The following is a 12322-nucleotide window of genomic DNA, read 5'->3' on the forward strand; positions in this document are numbered from 1 at the left end:
CTGTTTGCCCGCGAGGCTTTCATATCATGTCACATTTAAAATCGCTCAATAAGTATTTTGTTCGGTACAAATGGCGCCTGCTGTTAGGGATTGCTTTTGTAATCCTCTCCAATATTCCCGCGGTGGTTCAACCACAGGTGATTCGGTATGTGATTGATCTCACGGAAGAAAACATTGGTTTCTATCGCATCCTGAACGGAAGCATGCTGCAGCCGGTATATCTGAAATTTCTTACTTCCGTAATCGCTTATTTCGGTGTGGTGATGCTGCTGCTGGCTTTGCTGCGTGGACTGTTCATGTTTTTCATGCGGCAGACGCTCATCGTCATGTCAAGATACATTGAATATGATTTGAAAAATGAAATCTATCAGCATTATCAGGAGCTGGATTTGATGTTTTACAAAACACACAACATTGGCGACCTAATGAATCGCATTACCGAAGATGTGTCGCGCGTACGCATGTATGTAGGGCCGGCCCTGATGTATAGTGTGAATCTCTTTTTCACCATCGTGATGACGGTATATGTGATGTGGCAGGTAAATGTGAAGCTCACGCTTTTCACACTGGCACCCTTGCCTTTTCTGGCATTGACGATTTATTATGTGAATCGGATTATTCATAAACGCAGCGAACGTATCCAGGCTGAGCTTTCCAATCTTACTACAATCGCACAGGAAAATTACTCCGGCATTCGGGTCATTAAATCCTACACGCAAGAAGAGGCTACGGCAGAGCATTTCCGGGAAGCCTGCGAACGATACAAGATCAGTGCACTGTATCTGGCCCGCACAGAAGCCATCTATTTCCCATCCATGTTGTTGCTGATCGGATTGAGCACACTCATCACCATTCTCATCGGTGGCATTCAGGCCATTCATGGAACGGTAACCATTGGTAGCATTGCTGAATTTGTGGTGTATGTAAATATGCTTACCTGGCCTGTAGCTTCGATAGGGTCTGTAGCATCCATGATACAACGGGCATCGGCTTCACAGAAACGCATCAACGAATTCATGCAAATGCAGCCGCTGGTACGCAATCATCCCCATGCTGTAAAACCTGTATTGAAAGGTGATATCGATATCCGTCATCTGACATTTACCTATCCCAATACAGGCCGTACGGCATTGAAAGATTTTACCCTGCACATTCGCCCGGGTGAAAAAGTGGCCATTGTGGGCCGTATTGGCTGTGGCAAAACCACCCTCACCCATTTGCTGATTCGCATGTACGATCCCCAGCAGGGCGAAATTCTTTACGATGGCATTCCCATTCAACAGATTGAGCTGAGCTGGCTCAGACAGCAAATCAGCTATGTACCGCAGGATGTATTTCTGTTTTCCGATACCATTGCCAACAATATCCGCTATGCCCGGCCCGATGCCAGCCTGGAAGAAGTACGCGCCGCTGCACGTGCTGCCAGCATTGACCGTGAAATCATGGAATTTCCTCAACAATATGATACATTGGTAGGAGAGCGGGGTGTTACTCTATCGGGTGGCCAAAAACAACGCATCTCCATAGCCCGCGCTCTGTTGAAAAATCCCAACATCCTGATTTTTGATGACTGTCTTTCGGCCGTTGATGCCCGTACCGAAAAAGAAATCCTGGATAATCTTTATCAGTTCCTCAGAGATAAAACAGCCATCATCATCACCCATCGCATCTTTGCCTTGTTCGACTTCGATCAGGTCGTGGTCATGGATCAGGGCAAGATTATTGAACAGGGTACCCATGAAAGCCTGCTTGCCAAAGGCGGCTACTATGCTGCCCTCTATGCTCGACAACAAAGCACCCAGGATCAGACTGCGGACATACTCCCGGGAAAAGCATAAAATATACTTGTGATCACAAATAAATTTTCGTAAGTCAGAAAATTTTGATATTTAACAAACAATAGTAAATTTGTTTCCCGATCTATGGCTTATTGTTAACCAAAAACTTATTCGCTGTGGCGTACGAAAACAATCAACAACCTGAAAGAAACATGGATGGTGTTTATTCCAAACGTTTAAAAGCTGGCAAACGCAGAACTTATTTTTTTGATGTGAAAACCACTCGTGGCAATGATTATTTCATCACCATTACGGAGAGCAAAAAACGCAACAATGAAGATGGGTATGATCGGCACAAGATTTTTCTGTACAAGGAAGATTTCAATAAATTTTTAACTGCCCTTACAGAAGCTATCAACTATGTGAAAACAGAACTGATGCCTGATTTTGATTTTGATGCATACAATCATGATCAGCCACGGGAAAAAAATAATCATCCTGCCGAAGCCGAAACTAGTGATCAGGCAGATGATACAGCTACCGATCACTCTTCTGAAGATGTTGATAGCTGGTAAAATGCTTGCTTCCAATGAATGCCGAAAGCCTTCCTGAAACGGAAGGCTTTTTGTTTAGTGTTGGCGCATGGATTTATAGCTGTTAATCAATCCATTGGTTGAGCTATCGTGCGATTGTACGGGTTCATCGCCTTCCAGTTCAGGTAAAATGGTTTGTGCCAGTTGTTTACCCAGCTCCACGCCCCACTGATCAAAACTGAAAATATTCCAGATCACACCTTGCACAAAGATCTTATGCTCGTACAAAGCAATCAGTGAACCCAGGGTATGCGGGGTAATCTGACGGATTAAAAACGAATTGGTAGGCCGGTTCCCTTCAAATACCCGGAAAGGTGTCAACCGCTGAATAGTTTGTTCATCCAGCCCCTGTTTGCGCAGCTCAGCTTCCACTTCCTGCCGGGTTTTGCCTTTCATCAGGGCTTCGGTCTGGGCAAAGAAATTGGCCAGCAGTTTCGGATGATGATCTCCCACCGGATTGTGGCTGATGGCCGGGGCAATGAAATCACAGGGTATCAATCGGGTACCCTGATGAATCAGCTGATAGAAAGCATGCTGCCCATTGGTGCCGGGCTCGCCCCACACAATAGGCCCGGTAGGATAGGTAACCCGCCTGCCCGTACGATCCACAGATTTGCCATTGCTTTCCATATTGCCTTGTTGAAAATAGGCTGCAAAACGATGCAGATATTGATCATAAGGTAAAATGGCCTCCGTTTCGGAGCCAAAAAAATTTCCATACCAGATGCCAATGAGCGCCATGATTACGGGGATATTGCGCTCCAGCGGCTCTGAACGGAAGTACCGGTCCACCACATGCGCACCATCTAACAATTCCAAAAAGCGATCAAATCCGATGGTGAGCGCAATGGATAAGCCGATGGCTGACCACAGCGAATATCTTCCTCCTACCCAGTCCCAGAATTCAAACATATTTTCCGGATCAATGCCAAACTGCTCCACGGCCTGCCTGTTGGTAGAAAGCGCCACAAAATGTTTTTTGATATCTTCTTCCCTTGCACCTTGCTCCAGCAGCCATTTTCGGGCTGTATGGGCATTGGTCATGGTTTCCAGCGTGGTAAAGGTTTTGGATGCAATCAGAAATAAAGTTTCATCCGGTTTGATTTTTTTGAATGTCTCCACGATATGCGTTCCATCAATATTCGATACAAAATGCGCTTCTATATCCGGCAGCCAGTAAGGTTTCAGGGCTTCTGTTACCATTACCGGCCCCAGATCGGATCCGCCAATACCAATATTTACAATGTATCGGATGGGTTTACCGGTGAAGCCTGTCCAGCGTTTGCTGTGTATTTGTTCACAAAAACGCTGCATTTTTTCCAGTACGGCATTGACCTGAGGCATTACATTCTGACCATCTAAATAGATAGGTTCATCGGATCGGTTGCGCAGGGCCACGTGCAACACAGCGCGATTTTCTGTTTCATTAATTTTCTCACCACTGAACATGGCTTCAATAGCTTCTTTCACTTTGCATGCATGAGCCAGCTCGAGCAACAGACTCATGGTTTCTTCCGTGATGATATTTTTGGAATAATCAAACAAAATATCACCGAAACGGAGAGAAAATTTTTCGAAACGTTCAGGATCGCGGGCAAATAAATCGCGCATATGCACTTTGCGCATTTGCTGAAAGTGTTGCTGAAGCGCTTTCCAGGCTTGTGTTTCAGTGGGATTGATTTTTGGTAACATGGCGATTTGATTAAAACCTCAAACAAAATAAACCTGCAGGTCGGCCGTATTTTCAAAAGTTTTTTCAGGGATGATGCCCTCCCTGCGGCGGGGGTGGCATCAAAGCTTTTGGTTTCTGCGGATCCTTCTGCTCGGCTGCGCGGTTTGCGTTGGGTTCGGGATGCAGGTAATCGCTTGCCGTACCACTACCCAGATTCTGGGCTTCCGGGACGGTGGGCTCGGCTGCATTCATGCCCGGTTGACCGTAAGGCTGACCCGTCATAGGCTGGCTCTGATAGGAAGCCGGTGGTTCAAACGTAGCAGTTTGGCTGATGCCCAGCGTAGGATCGGCAAATACCTTCTGGAAGAAATAACCCCACACCGGCAAACCCGTATTGGCACCCTGTCCATTAGCCAGTGTGGTAAAATGCAGAAAATTATGATCGCATCCCACCCAAACCCCGGCCAGCAGCTGCGGGGTAAAACCAATAAACCAGCCATCCGTATAATCGTTCGTCGTACCTGTTTTCCCGGCCATTTCGCCTGTGAATCCAAACTGATAGCGCAACCGCACACCCGTCCCATGATTTATCACACCTTCCATCATCTGCACCATGGTATAAGCATCGCGTTCATTGATCACATCGCGCTTTTGCGGAGCGAAGGATTGCAAAATATTTCCATTGCGATCTTCGATGCGGGTAATCATCAAAGGCTCGGTCAAAATGCCCTTATCCGGAAAAATCGTATAACCGCGCACCATTTCATAAACCGAAATATCGGGCGATCCCAAAGCAATCGACGGATAAGGCGGAACCGGGCTCTGAATGCCGATTTTGTTTTTCAGAAAATCCGCAAAAGTGGCCGGACCAATAATCTTAATCAGATAGGCAGCCACATTGTTCAATGATTCGGCCAAGGCATCGGCAAGCGTTACATACGTGGCTGTATCATTTTCTGCGTTATGCGGACTGTAATTATGAAAATCAGGAAATACGACTGGCAGATTGGGTACAATGGTAGCGGGTGTGAATCCATTGGCTATTGCCAGATAATATAAAAAGGGTTTGATGGTAGAACCTACCTGCCGTTTCGTATTGATGTTGACATGATCATACTTAAAGTAACGAAAATCATCACCACCTACCCAGGCTTTCACTTCCCCGCTTTCCGGATCCATGACCAGCATGCCGCATTGCAAAAACTGCTGCATGTATTTGATGGAATCCATAGGCGTCATCAGCGTATCGATGGTATTGCGAATGCCGTTTACCGAACGATTCCACGCAAATACCTTCATGGGTACTCGCTGATGATAGAAAAATTGTTCAATTTCTGCATCGCTCATACCTGCATCCTTCATCGCCTGCCAGCGATCTGATGATTTCATCGCATCGATCAGCACATTCTGATAATTCTTCCACACGGAACCGTTCTTGATGTAGGCTTGTGCATTGAAAACCTTCTGCAGGTAAGAAAGATGCCTGGCGACGGCTTCTTCTGCGTATTGCTGCATGCGTGGATTGATCGTGGTATAGATCCGCAAGCCATCGCGATATAAATCATACGATGAACCATCTGCTTTTTTATGTGTGGCACACCAGGGCTTCAGAATGGCTTCTTTGATATATTCCCGAAAATAGGGAGCAATTCCGTCGTTATGATCTAACTTATTATACTGCAGGCGAATGGGTTGGGCTTCATAAGCCGCGGCCTGTGCACGGGTCAGAAAACCTGCGTCGGCCATGCGCTCAATGACTGTATTGCGCCGGTTCAGGGCGGCTACAGGATTGCGACGCGGATTGTATAAAGTGGTTCCTTTCAACATGCCAATCAAAGTAGCCGCTTCATCCACATCCAGTGCGTCGGGATTTTTATTGAAAAACGTACGCGCGGCATTTTTAATGCCATATACATTTTCACTGAAAGGAACCGTATTCAGATACAAAGCCAGGATTTCATCTTTGGTAAAATAGCGTTCCAGTTTCACCGCCAATATCCATTCTTTCAGCTTCTGAAAGGCACGAACAACGGGATTACTTGCTCTATGTCCATTGAACAAATTAAACGCTAGCTGCTGAGTAATAGTGCTGGATCCGCGCTTTTTGCCCATCAGCAAATAAAAAGGAATGGCAATCGTTCCTTTCGGATCAATGCCACTGTGTTGATAAAAACGTACATCTTCAGTGGCTATCAAGGCATGAATGACATTGGGCGAGATGTCTTTGAATTCACAATACGTGCGATCCTCATTTTGCAGATAATATTTCCCCATGGGCGTGCCATCGGCGGCAAAAACCTCCGAAGCTAACGCTGCCTGCGGATTCTCCAAATCTTTCAAAGAAGGCATATAACCAAACACACCCCAGTTGATCAACAGCAGGATGAGCACAAACAGGCCCAATCCAATGAAAAATACCTTCCACAGGATCTTTACCGAAGGATGAATACCTGATTGAGCCATATCAGCTTATTCCATTGCTTTCCGGCAAAGCTATCAAAATTGCAGCAATGCAGGGTATTTTCAAAAAGTTAAACCATTATGCATTCGCATGTGCCCATCGAACTAATTTTTTCAGGCACCCACGTATTTTGTTGTGAGGAAATATGCGAAAAAACAAGTTTTTTTTACGCGAAAATTTGCTTATCACGAGTACCTATGATATATTTACGAAAGCCTAACATCAAAAAATTTGGTTCACACAAAATCCGAGCTCATGAAACCACTTCTCCTCACATTGACCTTTCTATTGGCTTGTATGCTCTCTTTTGCCCAGAGATCTATTCATGGCAAGGTGGTAGATGAATCCGGGCTCCCGGTGATTGGAGCTACCATTCTGGTTCAGGGTACCCAGCTTGGTACCACAAGCAACAATAACGGAGAATTCAGTTTGAGTATACCGGAGTCAGCCACCCATTTACAGGTACGCTCTGTTGGGTACGAAGCTGTTACTATCCCGGTGACGGCCGAAACATCCTATACCATTACTCTGCATGCAACCACACAGTCGTTGAATCAGGTTGTTGTTACCGCCCTGGGGATACGCAGAGATGTGCGCTCGCTGGGGTATGCCTCTCAGGAAGTCAACGCACAGGAGCTCACCGTTTCCCATCAGCCCAATCTGGTGAATGCTTTGCAAGGCCGGGTGGCCGGTGTGATGATAGGCAGTACAGGTGGTGGCCCCGGACAAGGCGCCAGCATCCTGATCCGGGGCGTGAACTCTCTCGATCCAGGTAAAAACAATCAACCATTGTTTGTAGTAGATGGTATTCCGGTAGATAATACAACCTCTACATTAGGCACCACGGGTGGGCGAGGCGTGCAAATGACCAACCGCATTGCTGATATCAACCCCGATGATATCGAAAGTATTACCGTGCTGAGGGGCGGAGCCGCCACCGCCTTGTATGGCCTGCGTGGAGCCAACGGCGTAATCGTCATTACCACCAAATCGGCAAAAGCAGGGCAGTTTCGTGTGAGCTACGATATGAACTACAGCTACGATGTGATTGACAAAACTCCCAAGGTGCAGAGCCTATATACCCAAGGATACAATGGGGTATACGACTCCACGAGCTTCTGGCCGAACTGGGGACCTACCGTAGCAGATGCAAGAAAAATTGATCCCACACATCCGGCCAAATTATTTGACCATTACAAACATGCCTATACCTCCGGCAACCAGATCCGCCATACCCTTAGCCTGTCGGGCGGAACAGATAAGGCTTCCGTGTCTTCATCTGTTTCCTATTTTCATCAGAACGGCGTATTGCCATTTACCTATTACCAGGATATCAGCACCCGGCTGAGCGGAAAACTGGTACTCAGCAAAAAAGTAGAAACCGGGACCACCATCCTCTATGCCAATACCGGAGGCAATTTTTATGATGCCGACCGCTTCAATGAAGAAATGACTTACTGGGCCCCTCGCTGGGATGTGAGAGACTATCTTACCCCGGAGGGCACAGAAAAAACTTACGGTAACGGTAATGCCTGGTACAAAGCCGCTACCAATAAATTCAAATCTTATGTCAATCATGTCATCGCCAGTTCATATTTCTCCTATCAACCGTTCAACTGGATGAACCTGACCTACCGTTTCGGCGTGGATGCCTACCAGGACAACAGAACGGCTACAGCCCCCGGCCCTAAAGGCATTCCCGGCGAATATGTTGACGATGATAATGGCCAGGGATTCGTGCATAAGTATGGCATCAACTATCGCCAGCTCAATTCCAACCTCTTGCTAACCCTCCAGCATAACTGGGGTAGGTTCGGCACTTCCCTCAGGCTGGGTCATGACTTGCTCGACCGGGCAGTGGATGAGGTGGCCACCGAAGGCGACGAACTGGATATCTATAATTTATTTACCTTATCGAATGCCAAAATCATCCACGCCAGCGAATACCGCAGCCAGTATCATATCATCGGTGCTTATGGTGAACTGGAACTGAGTTATGACCAGGCACTTTACCTCACCCTTACCGGAAGGAACGACTGGACCTCTACCCTCGAAAAAGGCAACCGATCCTTCTTCTATCCCTCGGCTAACCTGAGTTATATTTTTTCAGAAACAATGCACCAACTGCCTTCCTGGCTTTCTTACGGAAAGATTCGCGCATCGCTGGCCCAAATCGGAAAAGACGCAGATCCCTACAGCACGAGCATCGTGTACATTCCCACCGGTACCCCAGTCAATGGCGTAAACCTGTGGACAAGGAGCAATGCAGCCGGATTGCAAAGTCTGAAACCCGAAAAAACTACTTCTTTTGAAATCGGAACCGATCTTTCTTTCCTGAATAACCGGATTACCCTGAATTTTACCTGGTATCATTCCATCAGCCAGGACCAGATTATCCCCGTAGCTACTGCTCCCAGTACGGGCTTTACCAGCATCACCCTGAATGCCGGAAAAATCCGCAACCAGGGTATTGAATTGACCCTACAGGCCACACCCATCACCAGTAAATCATTTTCCTGGGAGACTGATATCAATGTGTCGCATAACGAAAACAAAATTCTAAGCATCTATCCAGGCCTCCAACGCATCGAAGTGGGCAGCCAGTTTGGTTATGCAGGAGCCACAGTGACAATGTATTACGTACCGGGAGGCTCGGCAGGTGATATCTATGGTTCCCACTGGCTCAGGTATTATCCCGATGGCAAGCAACCACCCACTCATGTAGATAAAAAAGCTCCCCTGGTTATCGACAGCAATGGCTTTCCGGTTCGGGCATCCGACCAGCAAATCTTAGGCAATTCCTATCCCAAATGGCTGGTGAGCTGGAACCATACCCTGACTTATGGTAACTGGACGCTTTCTTTCCTGTTCGACGCCCATCTGAATGTACAGAAATATGACCAGCTGAATAATTTCATGGCTGCTTTTGGTATTGCAGCTTACACACTCAACCGGAATGAAACCATCATCTTCCCTGGGGTTCACGCCGATGGCACGCCCAACACTACACCCGTGTGGCTGGGACAGGGCACTGGTCCTGATGGGAAAAATTATGGAGCGGGTTATTACCGGAATTATTATCGCGGGGTGAGTGAAAATTTTGTGGAAGATGCTTCCTGGATCCGGCTGCGTACCCTGAGCCTAAGCTATCAGCTGCCGGCCCGCTGGTTGAAAGGCACGTTTATCAAGGGGTTGAATATTGGATTTACGGGCAACAACCTCTGGCTGCATACCCATTACATTGGGTTTGATCCGGAATCGAGTTCGGCTCCTGCAGGAAGCAACGCCAATGGATTTGCCGGCTTCACCTATCCTGCACTCCGCAATTTTATGGTGCATCTGCATGCTTCATTTTAAATGATTCAAAAACAAAAACCATGAAATCGATATTCACCTTTTTCATAGCTTGTGTACTTATCTCAGGCCTAAACAGCTGCCAGAAATATCTCGATATCAACCAAAATCCCAATGCGGCTCAAGAAGCTCCTATCGCCGGCTTGCTGGCCAATGTAACCTATACCAGTGCATACAACACCTACTACATCAGCCACGATGCCACTTCCTATTACGTACAATACCTGGCCTCTCCCAATCCGGGTAGCGATGTGGATACCTATCAACCCATCGACCCCTCAACTGACTGGAGCCAACTCTACAACACGTTAACCGATTTGTATGATATGCGTAATCTGGCCGCAACGCGTGGATTGAATGCATACATAGGTGTGGCCGATATCCTGACGGCTTATAATCTCAGCCTGGGTACCAACATCTGGGGTGATATGCCCTATAGCGAAGCCTTTCAAGGTGTAGTGAATCTAACCCCTCATTTTGACGCGCAACAGGGATTGTACGATACCTGCCTGGCTTTGATTGACCGCGGCATTCAATATTTACAGCAGCCCGATGCCAGTGGTGAATTGGATGCCGCCAGCGATTTCATCCACCACGGCGATGTTCAGGCCTGGATCAAAACCGCCTATGCCCTGAAAGCGCGCATGCTGAATCTGGTGAGTAAAACTTCGGCCTACAATCCTTCGGCCGTGCTGAGTGCACTGGCTCAAGCCTATGATACCAGTGCCGATGATGCCCAAATTAGCGAATTTGCAGTGCGTAATCCCTGGGCACAGGTAGCCCTGAATAATGCTGGTTTGCTACTCGATGGCTGGCTTTCTTCCTATTTTATTGATGCACTCGATGGCAAAACCTATGGTGTGTTTGATCCACGCTTACCCCTGATTACCGATACTACGGTATATGGGGATTACCGGGGGACGCCCAATGGTGCTGGACGGCAAAGCTCAGGCACAGGCCACGAAGAATGCTATTTGATTGAAGGTAAATACTATTCGGCCGATAATGGTCCCCTGGAAATGATTACTTATGCCGAATGTAAATTCATCGAAGCGGAAGCCGCCTTTCGTTCCGGCGATCAGAACCGGGCTTATCAGGCTTATCTGACGGGCATCCGGGTGAACATGGAAAAAATGCAGGTGCCCGATACAGCTCAGCAACGTTATCTAAATGACCCCAGAGTAGCCGTGGGAGCCAGCAACCTGACCCTTGCCCTGATTATGAAAGAAAAATATGTGGCTTGTTTTCTGAATCCGGTTACCTGGGATGATATGCGGAGAATGGATTATGCCTATAAAAATTTCCAACTGCCCGTCAATGCAGCTTTATCCACATTTATCAGGCGGGTAGATTATCCCAGCGTAGAAACCACGCGCAACGGGCAGCATGTCCCATCCGTACAACTCAGCGATCACCTCTGGTGGGATAAATAAACCGTCCACCGCCCCTGCTGAACCAGCTCTTTCAGGCTGGCCATCAGGGGCTGCTGACGACGGATGCGGGCATTGCAAAAACCCGGTTGCAACCGGGCTGCCAGCCGGCGAATCAGTTTTTGCTGATCGGCTGGCAGGTGAATTACCTCCTGACAGTCTTTGCTGCAGCAACCTTCATATGCACGGGCACAATCTTCGCATTGAATGATGAGCATATGGCAGGCATCGTTCCGACAGTTCACCTGCCTGTCGCTGGGCCGACCGCACAGGTAGCATCGCCCAACGATTTCGTCGGTTATCCGTTCACCCATGCGCGCATCAAACACAAAATTTTTCCCATGAAACTTGTTGGGCAAGCCTTTCTCCCTGACCTGACGAACATATTCAATAATGCCCCCGCGCAAATGATAGACTTCGCGGAATCCATGGTGTAACAACCAGGCGCTGGCCTTTTCGCAACGAATCCCACCGGTACAGTACATCACAATCGGACGGTGTTCCTGGCCTTTAAGCATCTCCACAGCCAGTGGAAGCTGCTCCCGAAATGTATCGGCTGGTATCTCAATGGCCCGTTCAAAATGTCCTACTTCATACTCATAATGATTGCGCATATCTACCACCAGCGTCTCGGGACTGTCGGTCAGTTCATTGAATTGTTGGGCATCGAGATAAACACCTTTTTGCGAAATCAGAAACTTCGGGTCATCAATGCCATCCGCGACAATCTTTGGCCTGATTTTGATTTTCAGCTTCTGAAAAGACAAGCCTTGCTGATCCACAGCCCAGTTCAGTAACACATCCTCTCCCAATATAGGATGATGGCGTACGAAAGCAACAAAATCTTCTACATATGATTCCGGCACGCTGATCTGGGCATTGATTCCCTCGGTGGCAATGTACACTCGACCCAAAATCTGCCATTTTGAAAACTGGCTGAGCAACTCTTCCCGAAAATCAGCCGGATTCATGATTGGTACATACCGATAAAATGATACTACCCGCTCCTTGCGCATGACACAATTGTTTTCAGA

The 12322-nt window shown here is 47.5% G+C and carries 7 protein-coding genes; 4 read left to right on the top strand and 3 right to left on the bottom strand.

From position 1 onward, the window contains the following. The first annotated feature begins 26 nt into the window (after positions 1-26). Both BM367_RS01935 and BM367_RS01940 read left to right on the top strand, forming a co-directional pair. Complete coding sequence (locus BM367_RS01935) at positions 27-1838, top strand: ABC transporter ATP-binding protein (protein ID WP_092456959.1); 1812 nt, start codon at positions 27-29, stop codon at positions 1836-1838. Positions 1839-1954: 116 nt separating this feature from the next. Continuing rightward, positions 1955-2353 carry a DUF3276 family protein gene (locus BM367_RS01940; protein ID WP_092460867.1) on the top strand — a complete coding sequence of 133 codons (399 nt, stop codon included), beginning with the start codon at positions 1955-1957 and terminating at the stop codon, positions 2351-2353. A 54-nt stretch (positions 2354-2407) separates the two neighbouring features. On the opposite strand, the gene pgi is transcribed toward BM367_RS01940, so the two are convergent. Beyond that, the gene (gene pgi / locus BM367_RS01945) at positions 2408-4063 is read right to left on the bottom strand and encodes a glucose-6-phosphate isomerase (protein ID WP_092456962.1); all 1656 of its coding nucleotides are present in this window, start codon (positions 4061-4063) and stop codon (positions 2408-2410) included. A gap of 64 nt (positions 4064-4127) precedes the next feature. After that, positions 4128-6506, bottom strand: a complete 2379-nt coding sequence (locus BM367_RS01950) for a penicillin-binding protein 1A (protein ID WP_092456965.1) — start codon at positions 6504-6506, stop codon at positions 4128-4130. A gap of 253 nt (positions 6507-6759) precedes the next feature. On the opposite strand from BM367_RS01950, the gene BM367_RS01955 reads away from it, so the two are divergent. Together BM367_RS01955 and BM367_RS01960 are read left to right on the top strand one after the other, a co-directional pair. Beyond that, positions 6760-9861 carry a SusC/RagA family TonB-linked outer membrane protein gene (locus tag BM367_RS01955; protein ID WP_092456968.1) on the top strand — a complete coding sequence of 1034 codons (3102 nt, stop codon included), beginning with the start codon at positions 6760-6762 and terminating at the stop codon, positions 9859-9861. Between the two features lie 20 nt (positions 9862-9881). Next, complete coding sequence (locus BM367_RS01960) at positions 9882-11291, top strand: SusD/RagB family nutrient-binding outer membrane lipoprotein (RefSeq protein WP_092456971.1); 1410 nt, start codon at positions 9882-9884, stop codon at positions 11289-11291. Here the strand turns inward: BM367_RS01960 and trhO are convergent. Next, complete coding sequence (trhO, locus tag BM367_RS01965; RefSeq protein ID WP_245759870.1) at positions 11270-12304, bottom strand: oxygen-dependent tRNA uridine(34) hydroxylase TrhO; 1035 nt, start codon at positions 12302-12304, stop codon at positions 11270-11272. The two genes, BM367_RS01960 and trhO, sit on opposite strands and share 22 nt — an antisense overlap. Positions 12305-12322: the final 18 nt, after the last annotated feature.

The sequence above is a fragment of the Thermoflavifilum thermophilum genome (assembly GCF_900116565.1).
Lineage (GTDB): Bacteria > Bacteroidota > Bacteroidia > Chitinophagales > Chitinophagaceae > Thermoflavifilum > Thermoflavifilum thermophilum.